The 14,198-nt window shown below is 72.0% G+C and carries 13 protein-coding genes; 1 reads left to right on the forward strand and 12 read right to left on the reverse strand.

Translation table 11 applies throughout. From position 1 onward, the window contains the following. Positions 1 to 62 precede the first annotated feature (62 nt). The 12 genes from ACZ4VW_RS21680 to ACZ4VW_RS21735 all read right to left on the reverse strand — a co-directional run bounded on the left by ACZ4VW_RS21680 (position 63) and on the right by ACZ4VW_RS21735 (position 12,815). Complete coding sequence (locus ACZ4VW_RS21680; RefSeq protein WP_467964752.1) at positions 63 to 1,163, reverse strand: polyprenyl synthetase family protein; 1,101 nt, start codon at positions 1,161 to 1,163, stop codon at positions 63 to 65. Beyond that, entirely contained in the window at positions 1,160 to 2,755 is a 1,596-nt protein-coding gene (gene hpnE / locus ACZ4VW_RS21685) for a hydroxysqualene dehydroxylase HpnE (RefSeq protein WP_467964754.1), read from the reverse strand. The genes ACZ4VW_RS21680 and hpnE overlap by 4 nt, the downstream gene beginning before the upstream one ends. An 82-nt stretch (positions 2,756 to 2,837) precedes the next feature. After that, positions 2,838 to 3,788, reverse strand: coding sequence for a presqualene diphosphate synthase HpnD (gene hpnD / locus ACZ4VW_RS21690; RefSeq protein ID WP_467964756.1), 951 nt, complete (start codon positions 3,786 to 3,788; stop codon positions 2,838 to 2,840). Further along, positions 3,785 to 4,696 (reverse strand): squalene synthase HpnC, encoded by a 912-nt coding sequence (hpnC, locus tag ACZ4VW_RS21695; protein WP_467964758.1) that lies wholly within the window; start codon positions 4,694 to 4,696, stop codon positions 3,785 to 3,787. Before hpnC ends, hpnD begins: the two co-directional genes overlap by 4 nt. 315 nt (positions 4,697 to 5,011) lie before the next feature. Continuing rightward, positions 5,012 to 5,665 carry a TetR/AcrR family transcriptional regulator gene (locus ACZ4VW_RS21700; RefSeq protein WP_467964760.1) on the reverse strand — a complete coding sequence of 218 codons (654 nt, stop codon included), beginning with the start codon at positions 5,663 to 5,665 and terminating at the stop codon, positions 5,012 to 5,014. Positions 5,666 to 5,794: 129 nt separating this feature from the next. Next, entirely contained in the window at positions 5,795 to 6,580 is a 786-nt protein-coding gene (locus tag ACZ4VW_RS21705; protein WP_467964762.1) for an ABC transporter ATP-binding protein, read from the reverse strand. Beyond that, complete coding sequence (locus ACZ4VW_RS21710; protein WP_467964763.1) at positions 6,573 to 7,502, reverse strand: ABC transporter permease; 930 nt, start codon at positions 7,500 to 7,502, stop codon at positions 6,573 to 6,575. Before ACZ4VW_RS21710 ends, ACZ4VW_RS21705 begins: the two co-directional genes overlap by 8 nt. 50 nt (positions 7,503 to 7,552) lie before the next feature. Beyond that, positions 7,553 to 8,431: a glycosyltransferase family 2 protein gene (locus tag ACZ4VW_RS21715; RefSeq protein WP_467964819.1), complete on the reverse strand. Its 879-nt coding sequence runs from the start codon at positions 8,429 to 8,431 to the stop codon at positions 7,553 to 7,555. 20 nt (positions 8,432 to 8,451) lie between these two features. Continuing rightward, positions 8,452 to 9,231, reverse strand: coding sequence for a CDP-alcohol phosphatidyltransferase family protein (locus ACZ4VW_RS21720; RefSeq protein WP_389163839.1), 780 nt, complete (start codon positions 9,229 to 9,231; stop codon positions 8,452 to 8,454). Next, on the reverse strand, positions 9,209 to 10,270 hold the full coding sequence (locus ACZ4VW_RS21725; protein WP_467964766.1) for an iron-containing alcohol dehydrogenase family protein: 1,062 nt from the start codon (positions 10,268 to 10,270) through the stop codon (positions 9,209 to 9,211). The genes ACZ4VW_RS21720 and ACZ4VW_RS21725 overlap by 23 nt, the downstream gene beginning before the upstream one ends. Further along, positions 10,258 to 10,995 carry a phosphocholine cytidylyltransferase family protein gene (locus ACZ4VW_RS21730; RefSeq protein WP_467964768.1) on the reverse strand — a complete coding sequence of 246 codons (738 nt, stop codon included), beginning with the start codon at positions 10,993 to 10,995 and terminating at the stop codon, positions 10,258 to 10,260. Before ACZ4VW_RS21730 ends, ACZ4VW_RS21725 begins: the two co-directional genes overlap by 13 nt. After that, positions 10,992 to 12,815: a DUF5941 domain-containing protein gene (locus ACZ4VW_RS21735; RefSeq protein ID WP_467964821.1), complete on the reverse strand. Its 1,824-nt coding sequence runs from the start codon at positions 12,813 to 12,815 to the stop codon at positions 10,992 to 10,994. The genes ACZ4VW_RS21730 and ACZ4VW_RS21735 overlap by 4 nt, the downstream gene beginning before the upstream one ends. Before the next feature lie 406 nt (positions 12,816 to 13,221). On the opposite strand from ACZ4VW_RS21735, the gene ACZ4VW_RS21740 reads away from it, so the two are divergent. Then, the gene (locus tag ACZ4VW_RS21740) at positions 13,222 to 14,163 is read left to right on the forward strand and encodes a cation diffusion facilitator family transporter (protein ID WP_467964770.1); all 942 of its coding nucleotides are present in this window, start codon (positions 13,222 to 13,224) and stop codon (positions 14,161 to 14,163) included. The last annotated feature ends 35 nt before the right edge of the window (positions 14,164 to 14,198 follow it).

The following is a 14,198-nucleotide window of genomic DNA, read 5'->3' on the forward strand; positions in this document are numbered from 1 at the left end:
CCGTCGGCCGATGCCCGAGGGCACCGGCCGGCGACTGCGCACTCATATCAGGGTGATGGTGATCATCTCTTCCGTACGACGACGAAGTCGGCGAGCGCGACGAGCTGGGCCCTGACCCGCTCGGGCATGTCGACCTCGTGCAGGGCCTGGACCGCGATGGTGTGCTGGCGGCGGGCCTCCTGGGAGGTCCACTCCCGGCCGCCGGCCTCCTCGATGAGGGCCGCGCGGGTGGCGAACTCCTCCTCGGAGAAGGAGTCGAAGTCGCTGCTCTTGGCGTCGGCGGCGAGGAGTTCGCCGAGCTTCTCCGAGGCCGGTCCGCCGGCCGCCAGGGCGGCGACGACGGGCAGGGACTTCTTGCGCTGGCGCAGGTCGCTCCAGGTCTGCTTGCCGGTGGCCACGGGGTCGCCCCAGATGCCGAGCAGATCGTCGATGGCCTGGAAGGCGAGGCCCAGGTGGTAGCCGTACTCCTCCAGCTTGTCCGCCGTGCGGTCGTCGGCGCCGCCGAGGACCGCGCCGATGGAGACGGCGCAGGCCAGCAGGGCGCCGGTCTTGTTGCCCTCCATCTCCAGGCATTCCTCGACGGTGACCCGCTCGCGGTGCTCGTAGGAGATGTCCTGCGCCTGCCCGTCGATGAGCTTGCGGCTGGCGGTGGTGAGCCGGCGGGTGGCGCGGCCGGCCTCGACGGTGCCGAGTTCGAGAAGGATCTCGTTGGCGAGGGCGAACAGCGCGTCGCCGACGAGGATGGCCTGGGCGGGGCCGTGCACCTTCCAGACGGTGTCGCGGTGGCGGCGCTGCTCGTCGCCGTCCATCAGGTCGTCGTGCAGCAGCGAGAAGTTGTGGACGAGCTCCACGGCGACGGCGCCGGGGACGCCGACCTCGGGGGCGGCTCCGGCGGCCTCGGCCGACAGCAGCGCGAGCGCGGGGCGGACGGCCTTGCCGCCGTCGCCGTCGGCCGGGTTGCCCTGCGCGTCGATCCAGCCGAAGTGATAGGCGGCCACGGTGTCCATGGGCGGTGCGAGGCGGTCGACGGCCGCCCGCAGGACGGGGGTGGACAGGGTCCGCCCGCGCTCCAGCAGAGCGGTCACGTCCGCGGTGTCGACGGCCGGATTCACCGGGGGCACGGTCGGCACGGTTTCTCCTCTTGTTCCAGTACTCACACTCATACCGCCTCCTGCAGCGGGTGTTCATGGCGGCGGCCGAGGGCGGAGAGCGCGGCGCCCGCGGCGCTGAAGCCGCTGCGTACGGCGCCCTCCATGGTCGCGGGCCAGCCGGTGGCGGTCCACGCGCCGGCCAGGTACAGGCCGGGGGCATGGGTGCGTGCGGCGGGACGGAGCCGGCCGACGCCCGGAGCGGGGGCGAACGTCGCGGTCCGCTCCCGGGTGACGAAGAAGTCCCGGACCCCGGCGCCGCGGGCCGCGGGCAGCAGCCGCTCCAGCTCGGGGAGGTAGCGCTCGCGGAGCACGGAGACCGGCGTGTCGATCTCGTCCTGTGCGGCGGACTGGGAGACGGCCAGGTACTGCCCGCCCACCTTCCCCCAGCTACCGCTGGGAGGTGCCCCCAGCCCATCACCGCCCTCGCTCGAGGGTCCTTCGGGCCCGCCCCTCAGCAGACCTGAGGAGTCGGTGCGGTCGAAGACCCACTGCACCGGGGACCCGAGCGCGGTGAAGAACGGCTGCCGGAGCACCGTGCGGTCGTAGACGACGTGCACGTTGAGGATGGGTGCGGTGCCGATGTCGAGCAGCCGGTCCGGGTCGTCGAGGGCGCCCTCGGGCAGCAGCTCGCGGGTCTCGCGCTGCGGCACGGCGAGCACGACGGTGTCCGCCTCGATGCGCTCCCCCGGTACGTCGACGGTCCACCGGCCGTCGGCGGTGCGGGAGATCCGCTCGGCCTTGGTCCGCAGTGCGGTGCGTACGCCGAGGGAGTCGAGGGCCTTGCGGGCGAGGGTGTCGTGGAGTTCACCGAGGGGCACGTGGGCCCAGCCGATGTCCGCGGCGCCCGGGTCGGAGAGCAGGCCGGTCTTGAAGACCATGGCGGCCAGGCCCATGGAGGCGTCCGCCGCCGTGGCGTTGAGGGTGGCGACGCCGACCAGGTCCCAGAGTGCCTCGACGGCGCGCGGGGACTGGCCGTGGCGGCCGAGCCAGGTGGCGAAGTCGATGCCGTCGAGCGCCGGGTCGGCCGGGTCGAGCGCCTTGAGGGCGAGCGCGGCCCGCCCGACGCTCGCGCGCTCGGCGAGAGAGAGGTGCGGATAGGTCGCGAGGCTCGCGGCGAGGTGCAGCGGTACGGGCAGGGCGGTGCGGCGCAGCCGTCCGAGGCGGGGGCCGCGGGGGTGGCCGACGTCGAGGACGGGGACGTCGAGGCGGTCCTGGACCGGCGCGAGGTGGGCGCCCTCGACGCGGTCGAGGAACCAGCGGTAGGCGGTGCAGCAGCGCAGGTAGACGTGCTGACCGTTGTCGACGGTGAGCTCGCCGCGCCGGAAGGAGAACGCGAGGCCGCCGAGCCGGGGCCGTCCTTCGAGGAGGGTCACGCGCAGCCCGGAGTCGGCGAGCCGCAGCGCGGCGGTGATGCCGGCGAGCCCGCCGCCGACGACGACGGCGTGCGGCTGCCGGCCTCCGCCGGTGTCTTCACCGCGGCCGACCGCGCCGAGGTGCGGCGGCCGGGCGACGCGCGCCGAGGAGGTGTCCGTAGCGTCCGACGGCTGCCGGCCGCCACCGGCGTCGGCCGCCGGCGCGGGGGCTCCCAGTTCGTCCGCGCTCATGCGGCCTCCCCTCGGGTCGTCGCAGTCAGGGACGCCGCCGCGCGGCGGGGGGTTGCCCGGCCCGCGGTCTCGTACGGGCGCTTCACGCACGCCTCCTGACGGTGCGTCGGGACACGTGGCGGGTGTCGAGGCCGGAGAGGCCGCGCACGGCGACGTACGCCTTCTCCCGGCCGGGCAGCGAGACGCGGCCGCGCAGCACCGCCGCCGGGTCGCGTTCGATCCGGTCGAGCAGGCGCCGGTAGATCCCGGCCATGGCGGCGACGCAGGCGCCGCTGCGCCGGTCGAGCATGGGCAGGAGGCGGTAGCCCTCGGCGAACAGGGCGCGGGCGCGCCGCACCTCGAAGTGGACGAGGCCGGTGAAGTCGGCTCCCTCCGGCGGTGTCTCCTTCGCGAAGCCGTCGCCGCAGCCGAACTTGGCCAGGTCGTCGGCGGGCAGGTACGTACGCCCGGTCCCGGCGTCCTCGCGGACGTCCCGGAGGATGTTGGTGAGCTGCAGGGCGAGTCCGAGCGTATCGGCGTACTCGGGGGCGCGTTCGGCGCCGTGTGCGCCCGGCTGGGTGCCGAACACGCCGAGGGAGAGCCGTCCGATGGCGCCTGCGACGCACCGGCAGTAGACCTTGAGGTCGTCCCAGGTCTCGTACGTCTCGCCGTGCACGTCCATGAGGACGCCGTCGATGAGTTCGTCGAGGCCGCCGAGCGGGATGGGGAAGCGGCGGGAGGCGTGGGCGAGGGCCACGGCGACGGGGTCGGTGTCGTCCTCGTCCACCTCGTCCCGCCGGATCCGCTCCAGGAGGGCTCGGGTGGATTCCAGCCGGTCCCGCTTCGCCTCGGGCGCGAGGGCGCCGTCGCCGATGTCGTCGACCCGCCGCGAGAACGCGTACAGCGCCGACATGGCCTGCCGCTTCTCCGTCGGCAGCAGTCGGATGCCGTAGGCGAAGTTGCGCGCCTGCTGTCCGGTGACGGCCTCGCAGTAGCTGTACGCGGCCTGTACCGGCGCGGACGTCTCCGTCTGTCCCTCCACGGTCCGGCTCACCCCTCTCTCCGCGCCCGGAGCAGGACCGCTCCCGCTTGGCGGATCAGACTCGGTCCGGTGGCCTTCGGCGGCCCCGGCAGGACGTCGAAGCCCGCGGCGGCGATCGCGTCGAGCGCGGCGTGCCCGCCGGCGGTGAAGCCGGCGAGCAGCAGGCGCAGCCTGCCGTGGACGCTGCCCACCAGCGGGGCCCCGTCGTGCAGCAGCTCGCGGGCGCGCTGTGCCTCGAAGGCGATCAGCGCACGGACCGACGCTCCCGCGGTGGGCCGGGCGAGGTCGTCCTCGGTGACGTGGAAGGCCTTCATGTCCTCGGCGGGCAGATAGATCCGGTCGCGGCCGAGGTCCTCGGCGACGTCCTGGAGGTGTTCGACGATCTGCAGCGCGGTGCAGATCGCGTCGGAGCGGCGGAGGCGCTCGGGGGTGGCCGTTCCGGTGATTCCGAGCACGAGCCGGCCGACGGGGTTCGCGGAGAGTTCGCAGTACGCGACGAGGTCGTCGTAGGTCTCGTAGCGCCGTACCAGCTGGTCCTGGCGGTTGGCCTCGATCAGGCCGAGGAAGGGATCGGGGGTGAGCCCGCACCGCCGTACCGTGGGCTGGAGGGCGCGCAGCAGGGGGTGGCGGGGGGTGGAGTCGAAGACCCGGGCCAGATCGGCCTCGAAGGCGTCCAGCAGGGCAAGCCGGTCGTCGGCCCTTTCCGGGGCGAGGCCGAGGTGGCGGGCGTCCGCTCCGCCGGGGGCGAGATCGCCGTCGCCGATGTCGTCGACCAGGCGGGCGTAGCCGTAGACGGCCATGAGGTCCTCGCGCCAGGCGCGCGGCAGGAAGAAGGGGGCCACGGGGAAGTTCTCGTCCGTGGCCTTGTCGAGCGTGGTGCGCGAGGAGGCGTCGGGGCGCACCTGCCGGGTACCCGTCACTGGGGGCTGCCCGACGCGGGGACGGCGACACCCTCGCGGAGCTGGAGATTCTGCGTCATGGCCGTCACATCTCCTGTTCTACACTGCCGATCCAATCCATCCTATTTCGGACACGCCACGGGGCCTCTCCAGAGGACTCACCGCCTGACGGCCGGGATGCCTAGGGGGTATCGCCCCACTTGCCACGAATCAGCACCGGTACAGCTTACGTTGTACAACGGGCGCCGCCTCGTCGGGGTACGCGCCGCGCTGCGAAAACATCGGTGGATGTGTCAACTTTTCGGCGGGGCAGGGAAGTTCGCGCGTACCCGGCGTTCAGTCGGCGCGGGCTCCGGAGACCACCATGGCGAGGGTGGACTCGACGACGTCCGCGCGGCGCCGCTCCGGCAGGCGGCGCAGCGGGCCGTCGAGCAGCAGGAGTGACAGCCCGTGTACCGCGGACCACGCGGCGGCCTCGGCGGCCGGGCGGGTCGGGCGAGGGATGCGGCCGACCCGGGCCAGCGCGTTCAGCGCGTCCGTGAGCAGCGTGAACGCCCGGATCTCGGGTTCGGGCTCCGGCGCTCGCCCGGCCGGCATCCATTCCTCGCCGCACGGCGGGCGGGGGGTGCAGAACGCCGTCCGGTAGAGGCCGGGCTGCTCCAGGGCGAAGCCGATGTAGCCGCGGCCGAGGGCGGCGAGGCGCAGCTCCGCGGCGACGATGGCGTCGTCGGCTCCGGGGGCCCGCTCGGCGGCGCGCTCCATGGACTCCGCGAGCGCGCGCTGGGCGTGGATCTTGACGGCGCGCAGGAGCTCTCCACGGCCGTCGAAGTGCCGGTAGGCGGCGGTGGGCGAGACACCGACCCGACGGGCCGCCTCGCGCAGGACGACGCGGTCGGGACCACCGTCGGTCGCCAGGTCCACGGCGGCGCAGATCAGCGCGTTCCGCAGATCGCCATGGTGGTAGGACTTTCCCCCCGAGATCGCTGCCATGCGCTCATCCTGCCCGATGTTGACCGCATGAACATTCCAGGCGGGGGGCGCGACGCGCCGCGGAGCGGGTCCGGACACGGCGCAGGGCCCCCGCCGGTGCGGCGGGGGCCCTGGGGCACGGGGCCGGGACTACTTCCCGGTCTCGCGCTCGTACGCCTTGAGGACCTCTTCGGTGGGCCCGTCCATCAGCAGCTCGCCCTTCTCCAGCCACAGCACGCGGTCGCAGGTGTCCCTGATCGACTTGTTGCTGTGACTCACGAGGAAGACCGTGCCGGCCTCCTTGCGGAGCTCGCGGATGCGCTGCTCGGAGCGGATCTGGAACCGGCGGTCACCGGTCGCGAGGGCCTCGTCGATCATGAGAACGTCGTGGTTCTTGGCGGCCGCGATGGCGAAGCGGAGCCGGGCGCCCATGCCGGAGGAGTACGTGCGCATCGGCAGGCTGATGAAGTCGCCCTTCTCGTTGATGCCCGAGAAATCGACGATGCCGTCGTAGCGCTCGCGGATCTCTTCCTTGCTCATGCCCATGGCGAGGCCGCCGAGTATCACGTTGCGCTCACCGGTCAGGTCGTTCATCAGCGCCGCGTTGACGCCGAGCAGCGAGGGCTGACCGTCGGTGTAGACCTTACCGCTCTCCGTGGGGAGCAGTCCCGCGATGGCGCGCAGCAGCGTCGACTTGCCGGAGCCGTTGGAGCCGATGACGCCGATGGCCTCGCCGCGGTAGGCGGTGAAGGAGACACCGCGCACGGCGTGCACCTTGCGGACGCCCCGGGTGACCTCGGCCTTGCCGCGTCCGAGGATCCGGCTGAGCGCCGCCGTGGCGCTGCCCTTGCCGCCGCCACCGGTGTTGACCCGGTAGACGATGTGGACCTCGTCGGCGATGACGGTGGGGACGCGTCCCTGAGTGGAATCAGCCACGGCCGTACCTCTCCTCGGCCTTCCAGAAGTAGATGAAGCCGCCGATGCCGATCGCCAGGGCCCAGCCCACGGCGGTGGCCCAGACGTGCGACGGCAGGTTCTGGGAGCCGTAGCCGTCGATGAGGGCGAATCGGATCAGGTCCATGTAGACCGCGGCCGGGTTGTACATGAGCACGTCGGCGATCCAGGCCGGCTTGTCCGCGAGCATCACCGGGATGGAGAACATCACGCCGGACGCGTACATCCAGGTGCGCATGACGAAGGGCATCAGCTGGGCGAGGTCGGGCGTCTTGGCGCCCATCCTCGCCATGATCATGGCCAGTCCGACGTTGAACACGAACTGCAGGAACAGGGCCGGGATCAGCAGCAGCCAGCTCAGCGAGGGGTAGCTGCCGAAGCCGATCGCGACGGCCGCCAGCACGATCATGGAGAACAGCAGCTGCTGGAGCTGCTGGAGCGCGAAGGAGATCGGGAGGGTGGCGCGCGGGAAGTGCAGGGCCCGGACGAGTCCGAGGTTGCCCGAGATCGCCCGCACGCCCGCCATCACCGAGCTCTGGGTGAAGGTGAACACGAAGATCCCCGTCACCAGGAAGGGGATGTAGACGTCGGTGGTCATCCCCCTGCCGGCGTCCAGGATCAGCCCGAAGATCAGGAAGTAGACCAGCGCGTTCAGCAGGGGGGTCGCCACCTGCCAGAGCTGACCGAGCTTGGCCTGGCTGTACTGCGCCGTGAGCTTCGCCTGGGAGAAGGCGAGGATGAAGTGGCGCCGCCCCCACAGCTGGCGGACGTACTCGAGGACGCCGGGCCGGGCACCACTGACCGCGAGACCGTACTTGGCGGCCAGTTCGGCCGGGGTCAGGCCGTCGTCGACGGAAGGAGGGGCGCTCGTCGCGACCGCACCGTCGTGGGTTGTGTCACTCACAAGTCGAAACTTTCGTATCCAAGATGCGCGGCAAGTCGGGTACCACGTTGTCACACGACGGGCGGGCGTCCCAGTCGGGTCAGCCGCCACACCGTACGCCATTTCATGGGCCGTCGCGGACCGCAGGGAGTGGCCCAGCCCTCCCGGAATCCGCCGATCCACGCCTTGACGGCGGGGCCGGAGGGGCGCCGCGCGAGAGTCAGCAGCAGCCAGACACCGAGATAGAGCGGGACCAGAGGAGCGGGCAGATTGCGCCGGGCCAGCCACACCCGGTTGCGGGCCACGTTGAAGTGGTACGACGCGTGCCGGGAGGGTGGTGTGGTGGGGTGCAGCAGCACCATGTCGGAACGGTAGTCGATCATCCAGTCGGCGTCGAGCGCCCGCCAGGCGAGATCGGTCTCCTCGTGGGCGTAGAAGAACTCGCCCGGCAGACCACCGACTTCGGCGAGCACCTTCGTACGGACGGCGTTGGCGCCGCCGAGGAAGGTGGTCACGCGGGAGGACCGCATCGGGTCGGACGCGCGCAGCCGCGGGACGTGCCGGCGCTGGGTGAGCCCGGTCTCGGGGTCCGCGATCCGGAAGCTGATGATGCCCAGCCGCGGATCGGCGGTGAACGCCTGGCGGACGAGCTCGGCGGTGTCCGAGTGGGCGAGCAGCCCGTCGTCGTCCAGGAAGAGCAGCGCGTCGACGGGGCCGCAGGGCCCGCCCGGCCCGAATGCCTCGATGCCGACGTTGCGGCCGCCGGGGATGCCCAGGTTCTCGGGCAGGTCGATGGTGTGGACGCCCTCGGGCACCCCGGTCACGGGGGCGCCGTTGCCGACCACGACGATCTCGATCGGGTCGCCGTCCTGCTTGGCGACCGAGTCGAGGAGCGCGCGCAGATCGTCGGGGCGGTTGCCCATGGTGATGATGACGGCGCCCAGCTTCATCGGCGTACTCACGCGTGTCCTCACTTCAGCCGGCTCGACGCCAGGATCGACACCAGGTGCAGCAGCGTCTGCAGGAGCGCGATGCCGGCCAGCACGGCGACACCGAGCCGCGAGAAGAACAGGTCGTCCCTGACGGTGTCGACGATCGCCAGGACCAGGATCAGCAGGGACGCCTCGATCCCGAGGACCAGGCGGTGGAACTTCAGCGCGGCGGCGGCCCTGCGGGCCAGCGCCATGCCGGAGGAGCGCGGCTCGGACGCGGCCTCCTTGACCGGCGGCAGTCCGCCCTGGTGCCGGGCCACACCGACGAGGTCGGTCTCCGCCTTGATCAGGATCGCGCCGAGGGCGGCGAGGGTGCCGAGGAAGGCCCACAGCCAGTCGATCCGCCCCGATCCCCACAGGTCGGCGGCGCGCAGGCCGAAGCCCACGAGGACGGCCGCGTCGCACAGATAGGCGCCCACCCGGTCGAGGTACACGCCGCCCAGCGAGAACTGCTGCTTCCAGCGGGCCACCTCGCCGTCGACACAGTCGAGCAGGAGGTAGAGCTGGACCATGAGGACACCGAGGGCCGCGCCCCAGATCCCCGGGATCAGCAGGGCCGGGGCGGCGAGCACGCCCGCGATCGTCATCACGTACGTGAGCTGGTTCGGCGTGATCCGGGTCTTCACCAGGTGCCGGGTGATCCGCAGCGAGATCTCCCGCATGTACAGGCGGCCCGCCCAGTGTTCGCCGCTCCGCCGGTCCTTCACACCCGCGGGGTGGACGACCGGGCGGAGCTCAGCTACCGATGGCTTTTGCATAGTCGGCGTACGCGTCCCTGATCTCTTCTGTGGACAGGTCGAGGTGCTCGAGGATGGTGAAGCGGCCCGGTCGGGTCTGCGGGGCGAACTCCACGGCCCGGACGAACTCGTCCACGGTGAAGCCCATCTCCTCCGGCAGCACCGGCAGGCCGTGGCGGCGCAGCGTCTCGACCATCAGCCCGGAGGCGTCGGCGGCGCCGCGCAGATGCATCGCGAAGGCCGCTCCGACTCCGCACTGCTCGCCGTGGCTGGCCGCGCGGGTCGGGAAGAGCAGGTCGAAGGCGTGGCTGATCTCGTGGCAGGCGCCCGAGGAGGGGCGCGTGTCGCCACTGATGGACATGGCGATGCCGGACATCACCAGGCCCTCGGAGAGCGTGACGAGGAAGTCGTCGTCGCCGACGCCGCCGGGGTGGCGGAGCACGGCCTCCCCGGCGCTGCGGGCCATGGCCGCGGCCAGGCCGTCGACCGGCTCGCCGGTCTCGCGGTGCGAGAGCTCCCAGTCCGCGATGGCGGAGAGGTTGGAGATCGCGTCGCCGATTCCGGAGCGGACGAAGCGCACCGGGGCGTCCCGGATCACGTCGAGGTCGATGACCAGCGCGATCGGGGTCGGCACTCCGTAGGAGCCGCGCCCGTTGTCGTTGTCCAGGGTGGAGACCGGCGAGCAGATGCCGTCGTGCGACAGGTTCGTGGCGATGGCGACCAGCGGCAGGCCGACCCGGGCCGCCGCGTACTTGGTCACATCGATGATCTTGCCGCCACCGAGGGCGACCACGGCGTCGTACCGCTTGCCGCGCATGGCGTCGGCGAGCTTCACGGCCGCGTCGATGGTGCCGCCCTCGACCGGGTACCAGTCGGCGCCGGGCAGCTCGGCGGCGAAGTGGTCACGCAGCTTCAGGCCCGAGCCGCTGCTGATCGCCACGGCGATCCGGCCGTTGCTGGAGATCCGCTGGTCCGCGAGGAGCGTGGAGAGGTCCTCCAGCGCTCCCCGGCGGATGTCGACGACGACCGGCGAGGGGATGAGCCGGGTCAGTACTGGCACGCGATGTCACGGCCCTTCGCGAGGTCGTCGTGGTTGTCGATCTCGACCCACTTGACGTCGCCGATGGGAGCCACGTCGATCGTGAAGCCGTCGTCGACGAGCTTCTGGTAGCCGTCCTCGTAGTAGAGGTCGGGGTCGCGCTCGAAGGTGGCCTTCAGGGCGTCGGCGAGCTGCTCGGCGGCCTCGGGCTCGATGAGGGTGACGCCGATGTACTCGCCCGTGGCGGTGGCCGGGTCCATCAGCTTGGTGATCTTCTGGACGCCCTTGCCCTCGGCGGTGATGACCTTCATCTCCTCGTCGGCGAGGTTCTTCACCGTGTCGAGGGCGAGGATGATCTTCTGGCCGTCGCCGCGCGCGGCGAGCAGCGTCTTCTCGACGGAGACGGGGTGGACGGTGTCGCCGTTGGCGAGGATCACACCGCGCTTGAGGACGTCACGGGCGCACCACAGGGAGTAGGCGTTGTTCCACTCCTCGGCCTTGTCGTTGTCGATCAGGGTGATCGAGACGCCGTACGTGGCCTCCAGGGCCTCCTTGCGGTCGTACACGGCCTCCTTGCGGTAGCCGACGACGATGGCGACCTCGGTGAGGCCGACCTCCGCGAAGTTCTTCAGCGTCAGGTCGAGGACGGTGGTCTCACCGTCGACAGGCACGAGGGCCTTCGGAAGCGTGTCGGTGTAGGGGCGCAGACGCCGTCCGGCACCGGCTGCCAGTACGAGGCCAATCATGCTGTTTCTCCTTCGTCATGTACGGCAGGTGCTCCGGAGGACACCCAGAAACGGATGGACTCCACGAGCACCACGAGCGCCACGGCGACCGCGAGGGCGGTGAGCGCCAGGGTGAAATCGGTGCCGCGGCTCACGAGCAGGGCGGCGAGCACGGTCACGAGGAGCGTGCGGCCCTCGTGACCCCCGATGGTGCGCACCAGCCACGCGGGCGGCGCGCCGGTGCCGCCGCGGATGCGGTACACCGTGTCGTAGTGATGGTAGGCGACGGCGGCCACCAGTCCGTAGGCCGCGGGCAGTGCCCCGTTCACCTCGGAGCGGGCGGCGAGGATCAGGACCGTGCCGTACTCGGCGGCCCGCAGGACGGGCGGCACGAGCCAGTCGAGGGCGCCCTTGAGGGGGCGGGCGACGGCGAGACCGGCCAGGATCGCGTACGCGAGGGCGGCGGCGACCGTGAGCGCGCTGCCGACCGGCTGCGTCCAGGCGACGGCGATCAGCAGGGCGGCTCCGGCGACGGCCGGCGGCAGGGGCTGCGGGGCGAGGCGGCGGCCTGCCCGGGCGACCAGCTCGCCGATCGGGCCGGTGTCGGCGAGGTCCGCGAGCGCCTGCGCGGCGCGGTCCGTCCTCTTCGCCTTGCGGGTCAGCGACCGCAGGACGCGGCCCGCGGTGGTGTAGCAGGCGCCGAAGGCGCAGCCGATGATCAGGGCCCAGAAGACGATCCGCGGGGTGGTGACGGCGGTGAGGACCGCGATCATCGCCCAGCGCTCGCCGATCGGCAGGATGATCATCCGGCGGACCCAGACGGTCCAGCCCACGCTGTCGAGGCGGTTGGAGAGGGCGGCGGTGGGGCTGGTGTTGGCCGTGGCGTCGTGGTTGGCCTCGTTGAACGAGAAGTCCACGACATGGCGGCAGGTCATCAGGACCATCGCGCCCAGCGCGAGCGCCCACACGTCGTCGCCGTTCCGCGCCGCCCCGAGGGCGAGGCCCGCGTAGAAGGCGTACTCCTTGGCGCGGTCGAAGGTGGCGTCGAGCCAGGCGCCCATCGTCGAGTACTGCAGGGAGTAGCGGGCGAGCTGCCCGTCGGTGCAGTCCAGGACGAAGGAGACCAGGAGCAGGACGCCGGCGGCGACGTAGCCCCCGCGCTCGCCCGTCGCGGCGCAGCCGGCCGCGATCAGCGCGGTGAGCAGCGACGCGGTGGTGACCTGGTTCGGGGTGAGCCCGCGCCGCGCGCACCAGCGGGCGATGTGGCGCGAGTACGGGCTGATGAAGAAGGTGGTGAAGAAGCCGTCGTGGGCCTTCACGGCGGAGCGCAGCCGTACGGCCTCGTCGTCGACGGCCGCGACGGCGGCGCGCGCCCGGTGGCGGCCCTCCGCGTCGGCCGGTACGGCGGCGACCAGCGAACCGAGCTCGGGGCGGTGCACCGCGACGCCGTCGGCGGTGAGCGCGTCGGCGAGCGTGTCCGGCAGGCCCTCGCCCGTGTCGACGGAGAGGGATCCCGCGTCCTGGTCCGCGCCGGGCACGGGCGCGGAGACGTCCGTCAGCGCGCGGGCGAGCGCCGGGCGGGCCTCGCTCTGCGCGGTGAGGGCGCCGGGCACGGCGGAGGCGGGGAAGCGGGGGTCGGTGAGGGCGAGCCGCAGCGCGTGGAGGTGTCCGACGAAGCGGGGGTCCACCACGGCGACCCGTTCGCCGGCCGGTACGGCGGCGAGCAGCGCGCCGGCGTCACGCGGGTCGGAGGCGACCCTGACGTCGAAGCCCAGCGACCGCAGATCGCCGTCGAGCGACGATCCGGGTACCGGCGGACCGGTGAGGATGGCGGTCGACAGACGAACTCACTCCTTGGAGCTGACGGGCGGGCCGGCGGGGCCCATGACACGGCCCCGGGCACGGCGGTACGGCCCGGCATCGGGCGGCAGCACGTCGGCTGAGGCTATCGGATGAACGAAAGCGGGAGTTCATCGAGGCTTTGCGGTGCGGACTCCCCCGGGCCCCCTCGCATCCGCGCGAGCGCGCCCCGTCCTGCGGAGATCATCATGGGTGATCGACGTCCCGCCCCACAAACCGCGCCCCCCGGGCCGCTGGACCGCCCACCGCAGACCGCCGGGAGCGGCCAGGAAAACCGCAGGTCAGACGATATGACAACGGTGTTCAGTACCGTGTTGCGGATACCCCCCACCCGTAGTTGACTTGCGAACCGGGGCCACAGACACGTCGCGAGGGAGAGGTTCTGTCATGGGGGCTGGACACGACCACGGGCACAGCCACGGGGGGCCGCCGCCCACGGGGACGGCGGCGGCGGCCTACAAGGGCCGGCTGCGGATCGCGCTCGCGATCACACTGTCCGTGATGGTGATCGAGATCGTCGGTGGCATCGTCGCGGACTCGCTCGCGCTGATCGCCGACGCGGCCCACATGGCGACCGACGCGGTCGGCCTGGCGATGGCGCTGCTCGCGATCCACTTCGCCAACCGGCCGCCGACGGAGACCCGCACCTACGGGTTCGCCCGGGCCGAGATCCTCGCCGCGCTGGCCAACTGTCTGCTGCTGCTCGTCGTGGGCGGCTATGTGCTCTACGAGGCGATCCAGCGGTTCATCGAGCCGGCCGAGACCAAGGGCGGGCTCACCATCGCCTTCGCGCTGATCGGTCTGGTCGCCAACATGATCTCGCTCTCGCTGCTCGTCCGCGGCCAGAAGGAGAGCCTCAATGTGCGCGGCGCCTACCTGGAGGTGCTCGCGGACGCGCTCGGCTCGGTGACGGTGCTGATCTCGGCGGGCATCATCCTGGCCACCGGCTGGCAGTACGCCGACCCGATCGCCTCGATCCTGATCGGCCTGATGATCGTGCCGCGCACGCTCAAGCTGCTGCGCGAGACCCTCGACGTGCTCCTGGAGTCGGCCCCCAAGGGCGTCGACATGGCGGAGGTCCGCGCGCACATCCTGGCGCTGCCGGGCGTCGAGGACGTCCACGACCTGCACGCCTGGACGATCACATCCGGGATGCCGGTGCTCTCCGCGCACGTGGTGGTGGACCAGGCGGCGCTGGACTCCGTGGGCCACGAGAAGATGCTGCACGACCTGCAGGGCTGCCTGGGGTCCCACTTCGACGTGGAGCACTGCACCTTCCAGCTGGAACCGGCCGGTCACGCCGAGCACGAGGCGAAGCTCTGCCTGTGACCGCCGGCCACCTGCGTGCGCCCGGCTGCCGGGGC

This window comes from Streptomyces sp. NPDC029139, assembly GCF_055564335.1.